This is a genomic window from Candidatus Eisenbacteria bacterium (assembly GCA_026388185.1).
Taxonomy (GTDB): domain Bacteria; phylum Eisenbacteria; class RBG-16-71-46; order JAFGJU01; family JAFGJU01; genus JAPLKG01.
On the sequence record JAPLKG010000017.1, the window covers coordinates 263,429 to 286,080 of the forward strand.

Sequence of the window (22,652 nt, forward strand, 5' to 3'; positions counted from 1 at the left end):
TCACGACTCTATTTCGACGCCCCATCCAGGGCCAGGTTCAGCATGAGAACGTTCACTCGGGGTTCGCCGAGGATTCCGAGATCACGACCTTGGATGTGCGCTTCGATCTGCTCGCGAATCGTTCTCTCGCTCAATCGCCGGGCTCTCGCCACACGGGGTGCCTGCAGCAAGGCATTCCTCAGACTGATGTGAGGATCCAGGCCGCTGGCCGATGAGGTCACGGCGTCGGCGGGCACCAGAATATCAGAAGAAAGACTGTTTTCCCTTCGATATTCCACGACGCGTCGGCCGACGGCGTCAATCAGCTTTCCTGACGTGGGGCCAAGATTGCTGCCGCCGGAACTGCAGGCGTCGTATCCCCGGCCTGCTGCCGAGGGGCGAGGGTGAAAGTACTTACCATCGGTAAACTCTTGCCCGATCAGGCTTGACCCCAGGATCGTTCCGCCACGCGCGACGAACGAACCGTTCGCCCTGGCCGGGAAGAGCCCCTGAGCAACAATCCATATTGACAGCGGATACACCCCGCACAAAATCGTGGCCAAACATAACGTTGCCACGAGTGAGATACGGATTTCTGTGATTAGATTCTTCACGGACACAAGTCTTCTTCCTTCCTACACCAGATGAAGCGCATTGACAATCGTGTCTATCAGCTTGATGCCCGGGAACGGCACGATCAGGCCGCCAAGACCGTAAATAAAGAGATTGCGTCTGAGTAACGCGGACGCACCCAGGGGCCTGAATTTCACCCCTCGCAGAGCCAAGGGAACCAGCGCAAGGATAATGAGCGCGTTGAAGATGACGGCGCTCAGGATGGCACTCGCAGGCGAACGGAGTCCCATGATATTCAGAGGGGCGATGCCTGGGAACACGCTTACCAGCATTGCAGGGATGATGGCGAAGTACTTGGCCACGTCGTTGGCAATGCTGAACGTTGTGAGCGCCCCTCTCGTGATGAGCATCTGCTTGCCGACCTCCACAACTTCTATCAGCTTGGTGGGACTGGAGTCGAGGTCCACCATGTTTCCTGCTTCCTTGGCCGCCTGTGTTCCCGTGTTCATGGCCACTCCGACGTCGGCCTGGGCGAGGGCCGGCGCGTCGTTTGTGCCGTCACCGGTCATGGCCACAAGGTGACCGGCCGCCTGCTCCTTTCGAATCAGCGCCAGCTTGTCCTCAGGTTTCGCCTCCGCGATGAAATCATCCACGCCTGCTTCTCTCGCTATCGCTGCCGCCGTCAGCCGATTGTCGCCGGTTATCATCACGGTTTTGATACCCATCGCCCTGAATCTCTCAAAACGATCCTTGAGCCCTCCCTTCACAATGTCCTTCAGATGAACGGCGCCCAGAACCTTGGCTTCGTCGGCGACCAACAACGGCGTTCCGCCCGAAAATGAGATTGAATCCACCGCGTCGTGGACCTCGACGGGAAAATCGGTCCCGACGAAGTCTCGTATTGCGTCGGGCGCGCCTTTTCGGATGTGCCTGCCGTCAAAGTCCACCCCGCTCATCCTCGTCTGCGCGGAGAAAGCGATGAATCTGGCGTGCGGCATCTCCGACATTGAGCGCCCTCTGAGACCATATTTCTTCGCCAGAACAACGATGCTTCTGCCTTCTGGCGTCTCGTCGGCCAAGGATGCAAGTTGCGCCGCACTTGCCAGCTCCTCGACCTTCACTCCCGGCGCCGGGAGAAACTCTGCTGCCTGACGATCTCCCAGCGTGATCGTGCCCGTTTTGTCCAAGAGGAGAACGTCCACGTCTCCCGCCGCTTCAACGGCGCGGCCGCTCATGGCCAGCACGTTCTTCTGAACCATGCGGTCGATCCCCGCGATCCCGATGGCGCTGAGCAGACCACCGATCGTGGTGGGGATGAGGCACACCAGCAATGCCACCAATACTGTGATGGAAAAAGGCGTGCCCGAGTAAAGCCCGAAGGGTTTGAGGGTGACGATGACGACGAGGAAAATGATCGTCAGCGCCGAGAGAAGAATGGTCAGGGCGATTTCGTTCGGCGTCTTCTGACGTCGTGCACCTTCGACCAGACTGATCATGCGGTCCAAAAAACTCTCGCCGGGGTTCGCCGTGACGCGGACCTTGATCCGGTCGGACAGAACGCGCGTGCCGCCCGTGACTGCACTCCGGTCGCCGCCCGCCTCACGAATGACGGGAGCGGATTCACCCGTTATGGCCGACTCGTCCACGGTGGCCAGACCTTCGATGACTTCACCGTCGGCGGGTATGAGCTCGCCTGCCGAAACAATGACGAGATCGTTTTTTCGCAGCCGCTCGGCCTGCGCTCTCTCAACCGTGCCGTCGGTCCTCAAACGGTTTGCCACAGTCTGAGTGCGCGTCCGCCGGAGGGCCCTGGCCTGGGCCTTCCCCCTTCCCTCGGCCATGGCTTCCGCGAAGTTGGCAAAGAGGACCGTGAACCACAGCCAGATAGTCACTTGTGCGACAAAGCCGAACGGCTCGTTTCGTGACCTGAAGAGAAGCCCGAGGGTAGTGATGGCGGCTCCCACTTCCGTCACGAAAATGACCGGGTTCTTGAGCAGCCAGACCGGGTTCAGTTTTTTGCACGCATCCACGATGGCCTGCCCAACTATTTGGTGGTCAAAGAAAGGAAGAGCTTTGACTGCCAAGATCTTCTACTCCTTCAGTCCACTTTTTCAGTAGAGCGCGCCTGATCCCGTCATTAGAAAATGCTCGACTACCGGGCCGAGGGCGAGAACAGGCAAGAAGGTGAGCGCTCCGACGATCAGGACCGTACCTACCAGCACGACGGTGAACGTCAAGCCCCACACTGGGAAGCTGCCTCCGGTTGCTGCAATCAGCTTCTTTCTCCCCAGGCTTCCGGCCAGACCCAACACCGGGACGATCATGGCGAAACGTCCGAGAAGCATGGCCAGCCCCAGGGTTGTGTTGTACCAACAAGTGTTGCCGCTCAAACCGGCGAAGGCGCTCCCGTTGTTTCCGGTGGTCGACGAGTACGCATAGAGCATTTCGGCTAGACCGTGTGGCCCGGTGTTGTTCAGGCCGGCAATGCCCCACCGACTTGCGGCGGCCCATGCCGCGAAACCCAGGATACTGAAGATCAATATCAGCACGGTGAGAGCGGCGAGCTTGACGTCGCGAGCCTCGATCTTCTTACCCAGGTACTCCGGTGTTCGCCCGACCATGAGCCCCGTCAGGAACACGGCGAGCACCACAAAGACGAGCATTCCATAGAGTCCGGAGCCGACTCCCCCGAAAACCACCTCACCAAGTTGGATGTTAAACAGCGGGATCATCCCACCCAACGGCGTGAAGGAATCATGCATCGCGTTGACCGCTCCACACGAGGCGTCCGTGGTGATGGTGGCGAACAGGGCGGAGTTGAAAACCCCGAACCGAACTTCCTTCCCTTCCATGTTTCCGTCAGCGGGATTTACCCCAAGCGCGTGCAGTCTGGGATTGCCCGCGCTCTCGGCCCACCAACAGACCAGCAAGGCTGAGAGAAAAAGAAACAACATGGCACCCCACACGGCCCAACCATGTTTCTGATTTCTTACCGTTCGCCCAAGATAGTAGGTGAGGCCGCTCGGGATGAGAAAGATGGAGAGCATCTGTACGAAGTTCGACAGAGGGGTCGGGTTCTCGTAAGGGTGTGAGGCGTTCGCGTTGAAAAAACCGCCTCCGTTCGTTCCCAGCATCTTGATCGCCACTTGCGACGCGACAGGACCCTGGGGGACGAGTTGGGTTGACGATTCGACGAGTTCTGCCCCGGCATAGGGCTTAAAGTTCTGGATCACACCTTGCGATACCAGGAAGACGGCCAACACAACACAAATCGGAAGTAGCAGGTAGAGATTCACGCGCACGACATCGACCCAGAAATTCCCGATGGTCTTCGCCGAATGCCGGGCGATGCCGCGCACGAACGCCGCAGCCACGACGATGCCCACGGCCGCCGAAACGAAGTTGTGGAAGACGAGACTCACCATCTGCGAGAAGTAGGACAGGGTGGACTCACCCGCGTAGTTCTGCCAATTAGTGTTGGTAGTGAAGCTGACCGCCGTATTGAACGCCAAGTCTTCCTTGACGGGGCCGAAACCCTGCGGGTTGAGCGGCAGGAGATGCTGAAGTCTGAGGATGGCGTACGTGAACAGTAGCCCGATCAGACTGAATGCAAGCAGAGACAGAGTGTACTGCTTCCAATCCTGCTCCTTTTTCGAGTCCACACCGAAGAGGCGGTACAACGATCGCTCGACCGGCCCCAGGACCGGATCAAGAAGGGTCTTTCCCTCGGCGTCCAGGACACGAACCAAGTGGAGGCCCATCGGTTTGGTCAAGGCCAGAAGGACCAGGACGTAGATAGTCAGTTGAATCCATCCAATGAGGTCCATGGACCCTTTCCCCGTCAGAATACCTCGGGTCGGAGGATCGTGATGAGCAAGTACGCGATCAAGACAAATCCTACGAGGATCCCCAGAAAGTCAGCCATTGCTCAAAGCCTTTCACACGCGCGCGCGTAAAGAAAGCAGAGGCCGAAGAAAACGATGGAGATCAAGATGTAAGCAAGATCCGTCAAGATTGACTCTCCTTCTCCGGGGTTCGGTCGGCCCTTCTGAGCGTGAAAGTGAAGGTGGTTCCTCTTCCTTCCCGGCTCTCAACGCCGACCACGCCGCCGTGAGCCTTCACGATTTCCTTAACGATGGCAAGTCCCAGCCCCGCTCCCGTCTCCGTTCCTTGGTCCGGGACGCGGAAGAACTGTTCGAACACTCTCGGGAGATACTTGCTTGGGATGCCCTTGCCCGTATCGGAAATCGAGAATCGGACCGTCTTCTCCTCGGCCGTCGCAGAAACGCTAACGCGGCCCCCGGCCGGCGTGAACTTGAGCGCGTTCGAGACCAGGTTGCCAAATACGTGACCGATCCGTGTCGTGTCAACCCAGACGTCGGGCAAGTCGTCCGGCACCTCGACGCTCATAGTCACTCCCTGGTCCTGGGCTGCCCGATGGAACGGGTCCAGAGCCTCCGACACCATCGCGCGAGAGGAGATCGCACGAAGTTCTAGTTGAGCTCTCCCGGATTCAATGCGACTGATGTCCAGTAGATTGCTGAGAATACCGTGGAGTCGATTGCTGTCCTCGCCGGCCGCCAACAGAAGCTCTACCTGCTTCTCCGTGAGAGGTCCCACTTTTTCCTCGAGCAGAAGGTGGATGGCCATGCGAATGGAAGTGAGCGGAGTCTTGAGCTGATGCGATACCGTCGAGATTACTCCCTTCCTCAACTCATCCTGTTGCCGGAGCTGCGTGACGTCTTGAAGCGTCAGTACGATTCCAATGGGTAACCTTTCGCTGTCCAGGATGGGCACCGCTTGCGGACGAAAGTATCTCTCTTCTCCGTTCACAAAATGCTGAACAAATCTTCGATCGTTCTGTTTGGACGTCGCGGCGCCGCCCTTGAGGACGTCGTTGTACAGATCTACGATCCATCTCAATGACGAGTCTGATATTTGTGAGCCGGGTCGTAGCCCGAAAACGGTCTTCGCCGTCTCAGTCGCCAGCTCCACGCTCCCGTGCATGTCAATTGCGGCAATCGCCTCGGGTAGACTGTCAAACGCTTGTTGCGTGGCCCGCTGGATCCGAACCAGTCTGGCTTGATCGGAGCGGCGAAATTCGCGGAGACTGGCCGCCATCGCGTTGAAAGCTTCGGAAAGGTGTCCGATCTCGTCTCGAGAAGTGCTTTGTACAACCAGATCCAGATTCCCGCGCCTGATGTCGTCCGCGGATTCTATGAGGCGATTTATCGGGCCGAGAATCCATCTTCCGGCAAAGATCATGAATCCCACGGCAACGATTGTGCCAATCAAAAGATAGAGATACATTCGCTGCCGGGCGGCGGCGGCGCTCGTGCGAGCTATCTCGTTCGCGTCGTTCATGTTTTGTTGATTGAGTTGAAGGATCTCGTCCGCCGTGTTCTTGATCTGGTCAAATAGCGGGAGGAAAGAGGTAAAGTAGGAGGCTCGCCTGGCGGCCAGCGGGATCTTTGGATCCAGCACGCCGTCTAGCGTCCTCTGGTACTGGCTAAAGAGCTGCTGAAGACGAGCCGCCCGCTCGCCTTCTCCAGGGACAGTGATGTTGCCCAGTTCGATCTCGAGCTCCTTCTCGAAAGCCAATTCGTTCTCGCGGACAAGCTTCGTTCCCTCTTCCGTATAACCCATGAGTATGAACAGCACCCCGCTGTCGGTGCGTTCCAGGGCCTCCTTCATCTGCTGACAAGCTACAACGCTCCGGTAGTTCTCGCGCAGGATGACGTCGATTGATCTTCCCAGCTTGGTGAGATGGAGGATACTCTGCGCGCCGATGACCAGGATGATCACAAGCAGCCCGCCGAATCCCAGAGACAGCTTTTGACGGATTCCCAGCATTATCGTTCTCCACTTTTCCAGTGCTCTGCTATTACCCTTTTCTATTACGCAGGCAATGTGCCAACAGATTTGTTACCTTAACCTGTTGAAAGATGGAGATGATTCCGGGCCGCGCAAGGGTAAACCTTAAATCTTTCAAGAAACCGGAAGAAAACGCATTGAAGACTGCAAGGCGATATCAAGAAGGAAGTGAGATGACCGAGAAAAGAAGGAAGGGCGGAGGTGTGCGGACCTTCAGATTCCGTACTTCTTGCGGCGACGCCAGAGGGTGGCCTGGTCGATTCCAAGAACATCTGCAGCTTCCTGCAGCGATTTCGTGGTGGCGAGAATTCGCCGTATGTGCTGTTCCTCGATTTTCTCGACCGTGACAGGATCGCCTATGCCGGGAGCCATTTCACTCGGGAGCAACGCCGTGGGAAGGCACTCGATGCCGACGCGATCGGTCTGACAAAGAATGGCGGCCCGCTCGACAACGTTACTCAACTCCCTGATGTTTCCCGGCCAGCGATATTGCTTCAGCGCCTCCAGCGCCTCGTCAGTGAAGCCGGCGAAGGACCGGTGGCTGTTGCGACCACAGAATGCGAGTAGTCTCTCTGCAAGCGTGACGACATCATCCGGCCGTTCTCGCAACGGAGGAATCTCAATCTGAATGACGTTGAGCCGATAAAAGAGGTCTTCTCGAAACCGTCCTGCGGCCACCGCCTGCTCCAGGTCCACGTTCGTCGCTGCGATGATGCGCACGTCCGCTCGTCGCGTCGTGTAGTCGCCAACCCGCTCGTATTCTCTGTCCTGTGCGAAACGCAGAAGTTTCGGTTGCAGGGACAGAGGCAAATCGCCTATCTCATCCAAGAAGAGCGTGCCGTTATCACAGGCTGCGACGCGACCGGGATTATCACGAACGGCTCCAGTAAAGGCTCCCCTTACGTGCCCGAAAAGCTCGCTCTCCAAGAGCTCGGAAGAGAAGGATGGACACGAGACGATGCCCATGGGTTTCTCCGCGCGATTGCTCCACGCGTGAATGGCGCGCGCAAGCACGGTCTTACCCGTTCCGCTCTCGCCTCTGAGAAGAATTGTGGCGTCGGACGGCGCCACCTGCCGCGCCAGAGCCACGGCGTGCTGCATGGCCGAACCGGTACTCGAGAAGTCAATCTCGGGACGCGTTCGACCGAGATCTTCCTGCAATGCGGCAACCCGTTCCTCCAGCACTCGCATTTCGTGCACCTTTTGAACGGCCAATTTGACCTGGGCAGGCGTGAAAGGTTTCGGAATGTAGTCCGTTGCCCCGCGGCGCATGGCTTCGACGGCAGTCTCGATGGAGGCGTAGGCAGTGATGACAATGATCTTGAGCCAAGGACACGTGGCCAGCAGAGCGGGAATCAGGTCAAGCCCGTCATCGGTCCCGAGTCGCAAATCCACAAACGCAAGTTCGAAAGCTCTTCTCGACGCCTCAGCCAGGGCGTCCTGAAAATTGCTGACGGCGATGACTTTGTGACCTTCCGTCTCGAGACACACCGACAAGGTCTTGCGAATGTTGATCTCGTCGTCCACGACGAGAATGTTCAACGCTTGACCGGATGTGGTTTCGATTTGTGGCCTCCCTTCGCCTCCATGCCTTGAGCAACAGCATACTAAATCGATGCTGGAAAATCAATTTGGGACGACGCCCGATTGTGTACCGCATTGCGGGGAAATTGACTCCCCGGGAATTTGCCGCTAACGTTGAACTTGAAGAGGCTCTCATGAATTGTTCATGCACCTTCCACCGCGATCTTCGCCGGACCGAATAGAAATCAAAGCGAATCAAAATCGAAAACAGCCTCGACTCTGTTTTCCCCGTCTTCTATGCGATGAACCCACCTGATGCCGAGAATGAGGGGAAAGCGTAAATTGAAAAAGTGCGTTTCGAAACCCGTTTCAACTCCGGCCGAACGGTAGGGTGTTTTGGCGTTGCCATCCATTCCAATCGTGTAATCGTAAAACAGCCTTCCTTTTATCCGTTTCAGATACGCAAATGAACCCAACGAAACATCGGGACAAAACACCGGAAACGTGTATGACGCCGAGGCATGCGCGAGTTTTTTGTGGAACACGGAATCGTATCCGCGCGAGAATGGGAGGGAAATCGGAAACAGGTAATTATCCGGCTTCTGTTCCTCCCATGCGGCCCGGTACACGAAACTGTGGTGTTTCACGAACCCGGGAAGATAAAGAATCGCCTGCGATAGAAATTGCGAACCCCGGTAATCGGTTCTAAACGGGGCGTGCCGGTACTCGATTTGCAGATCCTGAGCCCAGCGCGGCGCCACGTCGCGAATCGCGCCTTCCCGGTAACGCGAGAATGTGAGCCGGTAATGAAGCGGGACCAGGCTGCCGCTAGGCGGGTCCGGCCGGTCCTCAGCGTATTTGTCCGAAACACGGTTGAATGACGCATCCAGGCTGGCCTGGAATCGAGTGATATGAATATCCCGAGATAGATCCAGCGGGATGCTCAATCCCAGACGAGTCGAGGTTTCCGTCCATGAGTCCGTTCGTTCTTGGTCTTCCTCGTCCTTGAATACAATCTCTTTTTCTCCGCGGCTCAATCCGAGATCGATCACCGGAAATAGCCCGGCGTAAACAACGTCTGCGTCAAGCCGGACACTGGAATCTTTCGTGTCAATCATGGGTCCGAAGGTAAGCGATGTCGTATTAAGTTTATCCCTGGAAACCAGAAGTAGCCCGAATTCATGAGAACCCGAAACAGGATACCAGGAATGCACATTCAGAAGATGCGAAAACGGCTTGTAGTCCTGAATCGGGTAAATTACTCTCGGGATCTGTGATTCGTCCAGCATGGGTCCGTTTTCCTGGGCTGCAAGCGTTTTTGCGTAACCGGTCGCATCCGCAGCCGCTGAATCCGGCTCTGTCCACAGGGAAGGATCGAAATCCGCTTCGCATACTTCCATCCCGTCGGGCGAATATCCGGAAAAAAGTAGTTTTTTCCCGTTAGGTGAAACCTGCGGCGAGAATGCACCATAGGGTAGGGATGTGACCTGGTATTCGATATTGGTCTCCATATCCACGGCATGGATGTTATCGATTCCAGATTTCGGGGAACTGAACAGGACCCAGTGGTCGAAGAGTACGGGATGGGAAATACCGGCCCAGCCGGGTGCAAGGGCTTCACGGGTTTGGCAGGACTTGACGTCAAGAACGGATATGCCCTTACCGCGATCGTCCTGGAATGTGAAAACGATGCTCTGCCCGTCCGGAGACCAGCATGGGGACTGAAGGAATGCGTTATCCGAACTCGGAATCCGCTCGAGAAGTCCTCCCGTTCCTACGTCAAGGATGACCAGTGCGCACCTCCTGTCCTTTTCGAATTCTACGGCAGCGATGCGCCCGCCGTCCGGTGAAAATGAAGGATTGAAATATGGAAATCCGCCGGCTATCCTGTGGGTTTCCCCGGTACGGACGTCCATGACCACGATGGACGGTAGGGTTCTCGCCCCCCAGCGTATGTCAGGAATGCCTTCATCCCAGACGATTTTCCCGGCAGCCACCGAACTCCTCGTGCCGTTCGGCTCCAGGGGCGATATCTGTTTCAGTATTCTTTCGTTTTCCCTGGTATCAATGGCCACGATGGACCAGGGAACGGCGTAGCTCCATTCTTGCGCGACGACCGTACTGTCGTCCAGGTATTGCGGAAAGCGATATTTCGTCCAGGTCGAAGGCTTCCGATTCAGTATCCGGTACTGCGGGTACGTCCTGACAGGGATCTGGTTTCTCCATGCCTCTTCCAATTCGACCAGGGTTTCTTCGTACAATTGTGACACGCTCTTTTCTGTTTCTTTCTTGATGGCGTTTGAAAACGAAAACGGCCAGAACGACCATTCTGACGTTCTTCTAATGATGCGATTCCAGACCGAAGGTCCGTATTCTTGTCTGACGTGGGAGACGAGCGGATAACCCAGCTCATACCAGTTCGGCGTCCAGTCTCTGTAGGAGCCGATGTACTCCTTTGAATAGGAATACCGTATATTGTTCAGAAGCTGGGTCCGTATGCCCATGCCGAATTCGGGAATGCGACCCCGACCGTTTCTCGTTAGCGCCGTTTCCATGCCTACCGCATCGCCTTCCCACCACCATAAGGGGATTGAGAACATCGATAACGCGGAAACGCCCGATTCGCCGCTTACCCAACCGGCAAATCGGGTGAATCCCGTATTCACCTTGTCGAACTGGACCATGTGTCTGCCTTCATGAGCAGCAAGCAGCCTGTACCATTCCCCCGATCCCGTAAAAGTCCCCTGCACGGGCAGGTGGTACCATTCGGATTTTCGAGGCGCAAGCATGACATAACCGTTTGCGTTTGCACCCTGATTGGTCAGAAACAGCGAAATCCGTTTTCTTTTCGCGTCCAGCGTTTGATTGAGCGGGCCGTACAGGTATTCCATCGTATTGGCGACTCTCAGTCCCTCCTCGGAAAGCTCGTCAGGAAAAACGATCTCAAAATGCGCAGTCTCGATTGTTTTCCATCGGATGCCCGGAGGATTTTGGTAGGTGTCGATCATCTGGGCGTGAGTCAACGCCGGCAGAATCATCGCCGGAAGGAGCCATTTTAGAATGGATTTGCTGAATGCCATGGTGTTTTGAAATCGCGTGATGGTCATTTTCTCCTCCCACGCCCGAGTCCCTGGGTCTGAATCGAAAATGGATCACAGATCGCAATGAATTCCCACGCCAGGGCGAAGAATGTTTATATAGGAGATTCGATTCCGTGTCAAGATGCGTGGGCATCCGGATTGACGTGGAGAATTTTGCCTATCTTCTGAGGCGCGTTGAAGAGAAAGTCAAGGAAATGCACAGCGAAGTGCCGGAGACCATTCGCTTGAAGGAGGTGCAACTCATCGCTGAACAGCGCCGGGGCCTTCAATCGCACCGGACACCGGTTCGAGTTCTCTGCTTTGGTGGAGGCGGCGGGAATCGAACCCGCGTCCGAAGAAGTTTAAACGTAAGCCGCTACGTGCGTAGTCTATCTTTTATTTCTCGCGTCCTCCGTCTCCGACAGACAGGATACGGAGGGCGCCAGCCCGCTAAATCTCGCTTCCTACCCACGGGCGAAGAGAGGAAGCCAGCCTGCCTTCGTCGGCGCCCTTCTCCGCCTCAACAGGCGAAGGCGGGAAGGACGTGGCTACAGTCTATGCAGCCAGGGCCAACTGTGTGTTGGCATTTGAATTTTCCCACTTGTTTAACGAGCCAATGGGGACCTCGGCACGCTGCTTGCGTCTCTGCCTCCCCGTCGAAACCAGGCGCCCCCACTTTCAAATGCAGGAGAAGAAGGTTTGCGCCGTGGAGGAGTCGAACCTCCGACCTACTGATTAAGAGTCAGTTGCTCCACCAATTGAGCTAACGGCGCAACGATTGTTCCGGGGAAAGAGAAGCCCAGCAACCGAGTTAGAACATAACACCTGGAGCGTGGACTGTCAAGAGGTGCGCGTGACGTGGCGCAGATGACGTGGTGTCAAGCCCTGGCGCCGCGCGCGTGACGTGGCGCAGATGAACGCCCGCAACATTCCCCAGTATTGACACGGCCGCGCCCATTGCCTATGATGAGGATGGCGTGTTTCGCATTCGAAATCGGGGCGTAGCGCAGCCCGGTTAGCGCACCTGCCTTGGGAGCAGGGGGTCGGAGGTTCAAATCCTCTCGCCCCGACCATTCTTGTGATCCCCTGCCGGCGCGGGCAAGAGTGCTCCTCAGTAGTGTAAGTCGAACAGCAAGTGCCGCAACGCACGGCGGCGCCGGTGCATCGATAGCGCGCCTGTAGCTCAGCTGGATAGAGCAACGGATTTCTAATCCGTTGGTCGGGGGTTCGAATCCCTTCAGGCGCGCCATGACAGGCGGTGGACGTAGCTCAGCTGGTAGAGCGCTGGACTGTGGATCCAGCTGCCGCGGGTTCAAATCCCGTCGTCCACCCCACCACTTCTTTCCTGCAATGCGCCCGTAGCTCAGCTGGATAGAGCGTCGGACTTCGAATCCGCAGGTCGCAGGTTCAACTCCTGCCGGGCGTACACCCTATCCCCTCGAGGTACATCTTCCGGAGATGCCGCCTCAGGGAACCGAGCGCTCGTCCCCTGTGACTCAGCCTGTTCTTGAGAACCGGACTGAGCTCGGCGAAGCTGGATTTCTTGCCTTCCGGGATGAATACCGGATCGTAGCCGAAACCGTTCCGCCCCCTGGGCTCGAATGCGATGCGCCCCGGACACTGACCCCTGAAAATCTTCTCAGTTCCGCCGGGAATGGCGAGGGCGATCACACATTTGAATCTTGCAATTCTCTGCTCCTTCGGTAGTGATTGAAGAACATCGAGGAGCTTCTTCACGTTGTCGGCGTAGGTCGCATTCTCTCCCGCATATCTTGAAGAGAGAACTCCGGGCCTGCCCTCGAGTATGTCTACTTCAAGACCCGTGTCGTCCCCTATTGAAGGGAGCCCCGTGAAATCGCTCGCAAGTCGGGCCTTCAAGAGCGCGTTGTCCTTGAGGGAATCCTTCCCTTCTTTCGGGTCAGGGGCACCGGGGAAGTCACTCAGGGACAGGATCTCCAGCCACTTGGCGGAAAGAATCTCCGTGACCTCCTTGAGTTTGTCACGGTTTCCGGAGGAGAGGACTATTCGAAGTCTGTCGTTGGACGCGGCCACCCGTTTAGTAGATTTCATCTTCCCACACTAGCCCTTCTTCTCGCCGGCGATCGCCCGCTTCTGAGCTTTGATCAGTTCATTGATGCCCTTTCTGCCAAGCTCCACCATCGTGTCCATCTCTTCCTTGGTAAACGGCTTCACCTCGGCCGTTCCCTGTATTTCAACGAGGCGTCCGGATTCCGTCATCGCCACGTTCATGTCCGTGTACGCTCTGCGATCTTCGTCGTAACACAAATCGATAACGACCGCGCCGTCCACGACGCCCAGGCTGACCGCGGCGACAGGTTCGACGAGCGGCAGCCTTTCAATCGTCCCGGAGGCGACGAGACCGGAGAGCGCGAAGTGCAGGGCAACGAACGCACCCGTAATGGAAGCGGTTCGCGTTCCTCCGTCGGCCTGAATTACGTCGCAGTCGAGTATTATGCTCCTCTCACCCAGGACCTTGAGATCTGTGACTGCCCTGAGTGCCCTGCCGATGAGTCTTTGTATCTCCGAGGTTCTTCCTCCGACTCGTCCCCTGTGAGATTCTCTCACGGTCCGCTCCTGCGTGCTTCTCGGAAGCATCCCGTATTCGGCGGTCACCCAGCCCGTTCCGGAGCCCTTGAGAAAAGGAGGAACGCTGTGTTCGACGGTGGCCGCACAGATGACCTTCGTGTCTCCAATCTCCATGAGAACCGACCCGTCGGCGAACTTGAGATAGTCGGTCCGTATCTTGATCTTACGCATCTCGTCAGGTTTTCTTCCATCGACTCTTTTCATGTTTCACCCCGTTTCCTGCTCGGTCGTCTACTCGCAGCCCTATCTCTCGTACCAGGGGACGTCGGACTGGTTGACCAGTGTTAATCCGTCGATTTCCTGCCCCAGAAAACGCTCACCGACGTCCTTGAACTTCCTCGGAATATCACTCACGTAGAAATGCCTGAACACTCTTCCCCCGCTTTCGGCCTCCATCCCCTTGTCTTTCAGGATCGCTATGACTTCGTTGGCCGCCTCCTCACCCGAGTCCACAAGCGTGACGTTCTTCCCCGCGGCCTCCTGGATGATGCCGCGAAGCACCGGATAATGGGTGCAACCCAAGACCAGCACGTCCACGGCAGCGCGCGTCAGCGCTTCCAGGTATTCATTTGCGACCAGCTTCGCAACGGGGTGAAGTATCCATCCCTCTTCCGCGAGCGGGACAAAAAGCGGGCATGCCACGGAATGGACCTTCACGGCGGGGTCCAGGGAGGCGATTGCTTTCTCGTACGCGCGACTTTCGACCGTCCCCACGGTTCCTATGACGCCGACGACCTTCTTCTTGCTAAGATGGACGGCGGCCCTTGCGCTGGAGTCTATCACTCCCACGATCGGCACGTCGAAAGCGCCTCTCAGCTCCTCGAGCGCCACCGCCGAAACGGTGTTGCACGCAACGACTACGAGTTTGACGCCTCGATTCAGGAGGAATCTCGTGTTTTCAAATGCGAATCGCTTTACTGTTTCGACCGACTTCGAACCGTATGGCACGCGCGCGGTGTCGCCGAAGTAAACGATGCTCTCGTTCCGAAGTCTCGAAATCAAGTGCTTCACGACGGTGAGGCCGCCGATTCCCGAATCAAAAATACCTATGGGTGAACCCATCTGAAGCTCCTTGCGATCTCACGCCAAGCGGCCCGATCTCGCCGGTCCGACAACGTCAAAATCGCTATTGCCAATCAAACACGCTCAGGGGCTCGGTCAGGTCGTAATGCCCCCCCAGCGAATCGACCGAACTTCCCTCCACCAATATCTGCACGTGCGTGATGTCGACGAAGTTCGCCGACACGGTACGAACTATCGAAGCCAGGATCAAATACTCTTCCGTCGAGCCTCCCGTGAAACCACTCTTCAATTCCCCCGAAAAATCCAGATACGCAGTCCTGCCCGCAATGTAGGCACTCCTCAGTAGAGTTCCCGGAGGAAGAACGCCGATCCCCTTGCCCGTCGGACCCGAAATGAGTTCTCTCATGATGCTTGCGAGCAGCGTCGAAGGCTCTGCGGAAGCCATGATGTCCCGCGTGGTCTCGATGGGTTCGGTCCCGTCTTCCGAGCCGAAATATAGAATCACGGCCTTTGTTCCGACCTCGACTTCTTCCGAGGGCTTGGTCACGGGTTCGCCGGGTTTCTCTACGCCGGCTCTGCGTTTGGAGAAAGTGACGACCAAGACTATGGCGAGAAGGCACACAATAATGAAAAGGACGAAGTTGAGCCTCTTGGATGCTCTGGTTTTTGATGTGCCCATGCGTGCCTCCGAATCGTGCGGACATCTATCGCGGTGCTTCTATCTCGCTCCTTCGTTCACAAACTCGCCGATACCCTCTGCGATTGCTGCAGCAATTCTATGCCGGGACGAGGAATCTAGCAAGAGAGCTTCGTCGCCGGGATTCGTCAAGAATCCGCAGCACACAAGTACGGACGGCATGTCGACCCCCTCAAGTGCAACTGCCGGGACTCTGCGCAATCCCAACTCCTTGAGATTCGTGGCACTGCCGAGCCTGTCGGAAATGCCCCCGGCAAGAGAAAGGCTGGCGCGAGCGTGCCTCTCGGAGGCGCCTTTCCACGAGCTCACCTGGACACCGCCGATCGCCGGCTCCGAAGCCGAGACCCCATCACCACCCGGCGCCTTGTAGACTTCAAGACAATACCCGCTGGCTCCGGGAGACGCGTAACCGTCGCAGTGAATGCTCACAAAAATGTCACCATGAGCTGCGTTGGCCTCGACGGCCCTTGTTTCCGGAGTTTGTTCGGAGTCGTCTTCTCTCGTCAGTACTACTTCGAGCGTCCCGGTCTTTGAGAGGAAACCCTTGATGTCTCGAGCGATATCGAGATTTACTTGTTTCTCAACCGCTCCACCCTTGCCCTTCACGCCCTCGTCGGAACCTCCATGGCCGGGGTCGAGCACGACCACCCGGTACTTGCCGCCAGACAGCTCCCCGCCAAACGGGGCAAGACTCATCTCACGCATCTGTGAGTCGGACGAGGTGAAACCGATGGCAATCCTTTCGGGTCCTGTCTCGCGCTTTAGACTGTAACCGAGAGTGTGAGAATCCAGCGCCATTCGGAGCTCGACCCCCTTGGCGCTCTGACTGACCAGAAGCTTCTTGACAAGACCGGCCTTGGCGGACGAGGGTTTTGCGGAGACGACTGCATTTTCGAGAAGTATCACAAACGACTCTTTGGAAAGAGAAACGGGCAAGTACTCAACCTTCCCCTGGCTCTCGACGGTAACATACGTGAACTCGCCCGACGTTTCGAGACCGATCCTCACCGGCACGCTGCCCTCTCTCAGGAGAGAAAGGGTCTGATTGTCGGCGCTCCACGCGACTCTCTTCTGTGAGAACTGAGGCACAACTTCGAGAAGAAACTCGACGGGCACGTAAGGCACACCTCTGACGAAGAGAACGGGCGCTCCCAGCACGAAGGTTTGGTCCCCGACAGCCAGGATGGGGCTTCCGACGGTGAATCGGATCCTCGTGCCCTCAACGTTGAGGACGGCCTTCCTGGTCTCCGCCTTCCAGAACTTGGTCGCTCCCAAGAGGAGAGCGGCGTCGTCCATGGAAACGTAGTCCCTGCCCTGTATCCTCGTCGACTTGCGGGCCTCGGCGCTGACGTAGGAAGGCGCAAGACCGGGGAGGATCGCAACAAGGAGGATCGCGACGAGCAAGACGGAAATGGGAGACAGTGGTGTCATGGTGCGGTCTCTGACTCTCGGCACGGTGTCATTCAGTCTTCCGGTCACGCCTTCGTCCCTTGAGAGCTCTTTCTATCTCGCGTTCCTGTTCCCTTCGAGCGATGCTTTCTCTCTTGTCGTATTTCTTCTTGCCCTTCACGAGCGCCAGCTCAACCTTAGCATGCTTTCCCTTGAAATATACGTTCAAAGGCACGAGCGTAAGCCCCCGCTCGTTGATTTTTCCGGCCAGCCTGCGGATTTCTTGCTTGTTGAGCAACAGCTTCCTTGTTCGCAAGGGATCGTGGTTGAAACTGCTGGCTTCGTCGTAAGGACTTACGTGCATGTTGTGCAGAAAAACTTCGCCGCCGTCGACGGTAGCATATCCGTCCCTGATGTTCGCCTTGCCTTCCCGCAGAGACTTGACCTCGCTGCCGACCAAGACTATTCCGGCCTCCATGGTTTCAAGTACGAAGTAGAGGTAGCGGGCCTTGCGGTTTGCGCAAACTTGTTTGATCGTTGTTTCGGGACACATCGTGCGATTGATAACAGATGGAGCCGTCGGTTTCAACAGGTTAAAGTCTATCCAGGATGTCGTTGTCGACCGGGAGCTGGCCGTTCGCAGCGGGCTATCGTGTTTCAACGAACCAGAAGTCTATCCAGGATATCGTTGCGCCGAAACGCAAATATGCTATTATTCTCCCGCAAGAGAGGTTGACGCGAGGCTAGAGAGTCACGCAGGAAGCGCGTGCGGAAGTGGCGGAATTGGCAGACGCGCTGGGTTCAGGGTCCAGTGAGGGTAACCTCTTGGGGGTTCAAATCCCCCCTTCCGCACCATGCATCACCCTTTTCAGCGCCCCATTGATCGCCCGCGATGGCTCCACGCCGAGCCCCGGGCCATCTACTCTTGCTATTCAGTCCCGTTACCGGCTCATTCCGATGTCTGAGGCAGCTGCAAATCAGGAGGACCCTGGGTGGCTTTTGTGGCAAGAGAGGGTTTCTGCTTCCTGAGCTCCCGCTTTACTGTCTCGAGCTCCCGTTCGCTCAGACCGTAGATATCCTTGATGGTCTTCTCGCAGTATCTTCCCTTCCAATCCCTGCCGAATTTCCTCAACGATGTTCTCTCGATGCCGGTCTTGGACTCTCTGCTTTCGGATACACCTCGAGGTGTACCTCCCCTCACGACTCGTTGCTCGGGTTGAGCACAGGAGAGGGTCATAACAAGGAAAAATGTGAGGGCAAGGAGCTTCCGCACGGGCGAACCCCGCGTAATGAGTGACATAACCGCACAACCGTGCCGTCACCCTAACAGAAGCTCAACTGCAGTTCAACTCCAAAAACGAAGATGCTACAGAGTCACCTACTGACCGGAGCGCGCGCCATACTACGTCACTCGTCCGAATACAAAACCCTGAGCCTCGGTGCTCCCCGCGACCTGTCAGCCAAAGCGGTAGATGTGAAAACCTGTCAGCGCAATACAACTAACTTCTGGACACCGCCTCTGGCACACCCACCTGCCAAGAAACGCGCAAAGTAGACCCCGGGTCTCACCTCCTTACCTCTCTCGTCCCTACCGTCCCACAATACCTCTCCCTCCCCCCCAGAACACTCTATACGCCTCACTAACCTCCCAGATAAATCCAGCACCTCAAACTCCGCCTCTCTCCTGGCCCCAGCGTAGTAACCCAACATGAAGCCTACCCCTGACGGATTGGGCCTCACTCCGATGAAGCCTACTCTCACACCTCCCTCACACGGCCGCACCAACACAGGGCCCGCCTCCTCACACAACTCCCCAAAAGGCGACTCAACCTCCAACCAATATCGATACCTCCTGCCCAACTCCACCGTGCTGTCTACAAAACTCTCAACGTCCACCAATGGCTCTACCGTGTACACCAACTCCCTCTCTCCCTCTGCATCAGGCTCTCCACAACCACCTGCGTCTGCACGGTACACGTTGAACCTCACCTGCCCCCGACAGCTCCACTCAACCACCACCCGCTCCCCCTCTACACGAGCGCTGAAACCCTTGACCCACGGCTCGGACAGAAAATCATCTGAATACCGAGCCCAGATGTCATAGTCACTCCCACTCGGACCACGACTCCGCTCCCACACTACCCATACCCTCCCTCCTGTACCTACACCCACATCCGGCCACTCATCTGTTGCCGCAAGCTCGCTGTCAGGCTCTGTCACCATCTCCTCTCCCGTCCACCAGCAATCCGACCACCGGCTCACGTACACATCTCCCTTGTACACGTTGTCATGATCCGCCCTGGCCCACGCAACCACCGGCCCACCCTCCACACTACCGCTCACCATGAGACCGTAATCCCACTCACTCGGGTCAGCAGGTGGCAAAGGGATTGAACCACTGATACTCCAACCCGCACCATCCCAAAAACCAGCACAAATGTTAGAAGTGGTGTCAAAATACACTATCCATGGACCCTCACCACTACTGAAACATATCTTCGGGCCCCCACCCCTGATCGAAAGAGGAGACTCTCTCCAGGTGCCCTCATCCCGGTACACGCAGTGAAGCGTATCAACGTGATCCATCGCTTCCCACACAACCCAAGGCACACCCAAGCCAGAGACCGCTATGTCAGGATACCCATCCTGAACCTCCGGATGATCTATGTGCTCCAAAGATGACCAAACGCCATCCACACGATTCCGAAAGAAAAGATCAAGGTCGTACCCAGGGTGTCTGTTCACAAAGGCACCAACCACAGCCCAAACCGACGTCGTGTCCACGCACCCCATCTCATAGCCCTGCCCTTCAATACCTGCCGCATACAGCGTCTCAGGCTCACACCATCCTGCACCTGCCCAGTGCGTCGTCAACACGTCACAGTACGGCGACGTACCCCCACGATAACGCTCCCAAACCACCCACGGAATACCGTCCTCCCCGATGCAAGCCATATGCCACGCATCCTTCTGCACATTGTCCGGGTGCACCCTCTCCTCGGGTGTCCAACCTTCCCCTCTCCAACGAGAATACATAATCTCAAAATCACCCTGACTAGCATCAATACCCATCCAAAACACCCAAGCCGTCCCCGCACTGTCAACAACCACCATAGGACTCCAGTCATAAGACGTGTCTTCCACGTTCACCTGCATCTCAGGACTCCACGTAGCTGCAAGAACGGGCGATGCTGTTGGAAGGAAAAAACCACAGGACAGAACAGAGGTTGTCAAGAGCAGTACTGTGGAGGCAAGGACATGCATGTGGCCAAGATCGCGGCCAAACCAGTGGCCGAAACCCAGCCTTCCGCCTTGCCTGCGTGAAATAGCCCCCTCGCGAGCGAACCCCATATCACAGACCTCGAGTGAAACCAAGGTACACTTCGCCGTAAACCAAACTTCTGCCGCAGCACAAACCTAGGACTCCGGCCCCTCTCTGTCAACACATTTCCGCGAGTCACAGATGCTATCCCACAAGAACGTCTCCGCTTCCAGCTACAGAACTCTCGAAAGTACCGGCGGCCTGCCCCTGGCTCTTGCCGCCTAGCGGGACACCGGCCCGCCCTACCTGAACAGTGCTTTTATGGCACCCCAGGGCTCAGGAACAATGTCGGTGGCGCAACCATTAGGCCCGCCCGGACTCGGAGGGCATTTTGTCCCGAGCGGAGGCTCTGTTCCGCTGTAAGGACTGAGCGCGTCGAAAATGTACCAGTCCTGGCTTCCGGACGGCTTCCTTCCCACGGAACGGTTCGAACCGCCCGCAGCCTTTCCGTAGGTATAAGAGTCCACTTGGAAGCTGTCTGCTCCGACAAACCTCCACAGGCGAACGGTGTCTCCCGTGTTGGCAAGACTCAGCCCGTAAGCAGGATATCCGTTCGCGCGCTCCCAGGCGTAGGACTGGCTGCCGTAGACAGCGAGGTGGCCTTGCGCCGGGATGGTGCCAGAAAGCCCGTACCTCCACGTCGTGTCGGCGTCGGCGATGCGATATCCGTCGAGAACGGCCGGCGATTCGGAGTTGTTGTAGATTTCTACCCACTCGTCGTCGCGGTAGTTGTACACACTGTCACCGTTCCAGTCAATGGAAGGGGAAGGCAAAATCTCGTTGATGACAACGTCGGCGGAACACAATACGGGAAAGAGAACAATACCGAAGAGAACAATGGAGAGAACAACCACGAGCGGAAGAGCGAAGGCAATGCGTTTCATTCTTTCATCCTCCCTTCATCCCAATCACCACACACTTGCCTTGGAACTGACTGAATCGAGAGAACTGTAGCTGGAAAGGCGGGATGTTATCTTACGGAATGATTTTGGTTCCGGCCTTGCCGTCGATGGCGCGGCCTATTTCATCGCAAGACGTGATTATTACTTCCTTACCACCTCCCTCCAAAAACTCGACGGCAGCCTGTATCTTGGGCCCCATGCTTCCGGGGGCGAACTCGCCCGCGGCAAGGTATCTCTTGGCCTCGGCGGCGGACATGAGGTCGATGTCGTACTGGTCGGGCTTGCCGAAATGGAGGGCCACCTTGGAAACGGCAGTAGCTATGACGAAGGCTTCGACGTTCAGCACTGCGGCAAGCACACTCGATGCAAAATCCTTGTCTATGACTGCTTCCACCCCTTTGAGCATGCCTTCGGGGGTTTCGACGACGGGAATCCCACCGCCCCCAACTCCTATGACGATCCTACCGGCCTTTACCAGTTCGCGAATGACTTCTGCTTCCACGATCTTGAGCGGTCTGGGTGAGGGCACCACCCTTCTGTAACCCCTTCCAGCATCCTCGACCACGGACCATCCCTTTTCGCTTGCCAGTCTCTGAGCCGTTGACCTGTCGTAGAACGGCCCTATCGGCTTGGTGGGCTTCAGGAAGGCCGGATCGTCGGAATCAACGATCACCTGAGTGACCACAGTCACGACGCTCTTGTCTATTCCCGCTCTCTTGAGCTCGTTGTAGAACACCTGCTGAATCATGTAACCCAGGCCGCCCTGGGAATCGGCGCCACAAATGTCAAGCGGCATGGGCGGTACGATGTCCTTTGCGGCCTCATTCCGTATGACGATGTTTCCGACAATCGGGCCGTTCCCGTGGGTCACGATGAGCCGCGTTCCCTTCCTTATCGTGTCGACGAGCTGGACCACGGTCGCGCGCGTAACTTCGATTTGCTCGTCGATCTTCCCGGTCCCTCGCTCGGGGATTATCGCGTTGCCGCCGAGCGCGAGGACCATGCTCTTAAACGCACTCAATAACGTCCCTCCGTCAATGCCGCCCTACAGCTTCTCTATGAACTCCTTCATGCGGCTGAGTCCCTTGTTGATGTTTTCAATCGAATTCGCATACGAGAGTCTCAAGTAGCCCTTGCCGTACTTACCGAAGGCCGTGCCGGAAAGCAGAGCTACTCCCTTCTCCTCGAGAAGCCTCGAGGCCAGCACGTCGCAATCCATGCCGGTCGCCTTGACGTTGGGAAACACGTAAAAAGCGCCCCTCGGGGTCTTGCAGCTCACTCCCTTGATTGAATTGAGGCCGCGCACGACGACGTCGCGGCGCTTCTTGAACTCTCGCACCATCTTCATCGAGTCGTCTTGAGGTCCCGTTATGCCGGCGATTCCCGCGCGCTGCGTGAAGGAGCAAGTGCAGGAAGTGCAGTTTGTCTGTAGCCTGGCCACGTGCTTGGCCAACGTCTCATTCATGATGCCGTAACCCAACCGCCAACCGGTCATCGCGTAGGTCTTGGTCCAAGGTCCCGTCACCGCAGGCGCCGTTTGCAGCTTGCCAGTGAAGGTGATGGAGAGACTCGTCGCCGTCTTGGCAATGCCCAGCGCTGGCGGAGGTGTCGCGCTCGCCGGAGTTATGAGTTGGATCGCGTTCATCGGCGCGCGGGGATCACCACTGCCCGTGATGGCGTAT

At 56.9% G+C, this 22,652-nt stretch carries 17 protein-coding genes, 6 tRNA genes and 1 other RNA gene; 5 read left to right on the forward strand and 19 right to left on the reverse strand.

Translation table 11 applies throughout. The annotated features are described in order from the left end of the window. Nucleotides 1-8 precede the first annotated feature (8 nt). The 8 genes from kdpC to NTX17_10230 form a co-directional block, all read right to left on the reverse strand. Complete coding sequence (gene kdpC / locus NTX17_10195) at nt 9-593, reverse strand: K(+)-transporting ATPase subunit C (protein ID MCX5801744.1); 585 nt, start codon at nt 591-593, stop codon at nt 9-11. Nucleotides 594-614: 21 nt separating this feature from the next. After that, nucleotides 615-2,636 carry a potassium-transporting ATPase subunit KdpB gene (gene kdpB, locus NTX17_10200; protein ID MCX5801745.1) on the reverse strand — a complete coding sequence of 674 codons (2,022 nt, stop codon included), beginning with the start codon at nt 2,634-2,636 and terminating at the stop codon, nt 615-617. Nucleotides 2,637-2,663: 27 nt separating this feature from the next. Continuing rightward, entirely contained in the window at nt 2,664-4,379 is a 1,716-nt protein-coding gene (kdpA, locus tag NTX17_10205; protein ID MCX5801746.1) for a potassium-transporting ATPase subunit KdpA, read from the reverse strand. Between the two features lie 181 nt (nt 4,380-4,560). Beyond that, on the reverse strand, nt 4,561-6,405 hold the full coding sequence (locus NTX17_10210) for an ATP-binding protein (GenBank protein MCX5801747.1): 1,845 nt from the start codon (nt 6,403-6,405) through the stop codon (nt 4,561-4,563). A 234-nt stretch (nt 6,406-6,639) separates the two neighbouring features. Next, a complete protein-coding gene (locus tag NTX17_10215; protein ID MCX5801748.1) occupies nt 6,640-7,992 on the reverse strand; it encodes a sigma-54 dependent transcriptional regulator in 1,353 nt (450 codons plus the stop codon). 203 nt (nt 7,993-8,195) lie between these two features. Further along, entirely contained in the window at nt 8,196-11,057 is a 2,862-nt protein-coding gene (locus NTX17_10220; protein ID MCX5801749.1) for a hypothetical protein, read from the reverse strand. A 295-nt stretch (nt 11,058-11,352) separates the two neighbouring features. Beyond that, nucleotides 11,353-11,704: a transfer-messenger RNA gene (ssrA, locus tag NTX17_10225) on the reverse strand. A gap of 26 nt (nt 11,705-11,730) precedes the next feature. Beyond that, a tRNA-Lys gene (locus tag NTX17_10230) sits at nt 11,731-11,803 on the reverse strand. Nucleotides 11,804-12,025: 222 nt separating this feature from the next. On the opposite strand from NTX17_10230, the gene NTX17_10235 reads away from it, so the two are divergent. From NTX17_10235 to NTX17_10250, 4 genes are all read left to right on the forward strand, one after another. Next, a tRNA-Pro gene (locus tag NTX17_10235) sits at nt 12,026-12,103 on the forward strand. A 99-nt stretch (nt 12,104-12,202) separates the two neighbouring features. Then, nucleotides 12,203-12,279: transfer RNA gene (locus NTX17_10240), tRNA-Arg, on the forward strand. 9 nt (nt 12,280-12,288) lie between these two features. Continuing rightward, nucleotides 12,289-12,364: transfer RNA gene (locus NTX17_10245), tRNA-His, on the forward strand. Between the two features lie 18 nt (nt 12,365-12,382). Further along, nucleotides 12,383-12,456 (forward strand) — tRNA-Arg (locus tag NTX17_10250). Here NTX17_10250 and rdgB read toward each other — a convergent pair. From rdgB to smpB, 6 genes are all read right to left on the reverse strand, one after another. Then, nucleotides 12,438-13,100, reverse strand: coding sequence for an RdgB/HAM1 family non-canonical purine NTP pyrophosphatase (gene rdgB, locus NTX17_10255; protein ID MCX5801750.1), 663 nt, complete (start codon nt 13,098-13,100; stop codon nt 12,438-12,440). The genes NTX17_10250 and rdgB overlap by 19 nt on opposite strands. Before the next feature lie 9 nt (nt 13,101-13,109). Next, a complete protein-coding gene (gene rph / locus NTX17_10260) occupies nt 13,110-13,841 on the reverse strand; it encodes a ribonuclease PH (GenBank protein MCX5801751.1) in 732 nt (243 codons plus the stop codon). Nucleotides 13,842-13,880: 39 nt separating this feature from the next. Further along, nucleotides 13,881-14,699: a glutamate racemase gene (gene murI / locus NTX17_10265; GenBank protein ID MCX5801752.1), complete on the reverse strand. Its 819-nt coding sequence runs from the start codon at nt 14,697-14,699 to the stop codon at nt 13,881-13,883. Between the two features lie 64 nt (nt 14,700-14,763). After that, nucleotides 14,764-15,339 (reverse strand): GerMN domain-containing protein, encoded by a 576-nt coding sequence (locus NTX17_10270; GenBank protein ID MCX5801753.1) that lies wholly within the window; start codon nt 15,337-15,339, stop codon nt 14,764-14,766. Nucleotides 15,340-15,378: 39 nt separating this feature from the next. Next, entirely contained in the window at nt 15,379-16,836 is a 1,458-nt protein-coding gene (locus NTX17_10275; GenBank protein MCX5801754.1) for an N-acetylmuramoyl-L-alanine amidase, read from the reverse strand. Next, on the reverse strand, nt 16,817-17,299 hold the full coding sequence (gene smpB / locus NTX17_10280; GenBank protein MCX5801755.1) for an SsrA-binding protein SmpB: 483 nt from the start codon (nt 17,297-17,299) through the stop codon (nt 16,817-16,819). The genes NTX17_10275 and smpB overlap by 20 nt, the downstream gene beginning before the upstream one ends. Before the next feature lie 215 nt (nt 17,300-17,514). Here smpB and NTX17_10285 point away from each other — a divergent pair. Next, nucleotides 17,515-17,601, forward strand: a tRNA-Leu gene (locus NTX17_10285). A gap of 94 nt (nt 17,602-17,695) precedes the next feature. Here the strand turns inward: NTX17_10285 and NTX17_10290 are convergent. From NTX17_10290 to NTX17_10310, 5 genes are all read right to left on the reverse strand, one after another. Beyond that, nucleotides 17,696-18,046: a hypothetical protein gene (locus NTX17_10290; GenBank protein MCX5801756.1), complete on the reverse strand. Its 351-nt coding sequence runs from the start codon at nt 18,044-18,046 to the stop codon at nt 17,696-17,698. Nucleotides 18,047-18,231: 185 nt separating this feature from the next. Continuing rightward, nucleotides 18,232-19,902 carry a hypothetical protein gene (locus NTX17_10295; GenBank protein ID MCX5801757.1) on the reverse strand — a complete coding sequence of 557 codons (1,671 nt, stop codon included), beginning with the start codon at nt 19,900-19,902 and terminating at the stop codon, nt 18,232-18,234. Nucleotides 19,903-20,310: 408 nt separating this feature from the next. Further along, the gene (locus tag NTX17_10300; GenBank protein MCX5801758.1) at nt 20,311-20,952 is read right to left on the reverse strand and encodes a lamin tail domain-containing protein; all 642 of its coding nucleotides are present in this window, start codon (nt 20,950-20,952) and stop codon (nt 20,311-20,313) included. A gap of 91 nt (nt 20,953-21,043) precedes the next feature. Then, complete coding sequence (arcC, locus tag NTX17_10305) at nt 21,044-21,991, reverse strand: carbamate kinase (GenBank protein ID MCX5801759.1); 948 nt, start codon at nt 21,989-21,991, stop codon at nt 21,044-21,046. Between the two features lie 24 nt (nt 21,992-22,015). Further along, on the reverse strand, nt 22,016-22,652 hold a 637-nt coding region (locus NTX17_10310), incomplete at its 5' end, for an aminotransferase class I/II-fold pyridoxal phosphate-dependent enzyme (GenBank protein MCX5801760.1).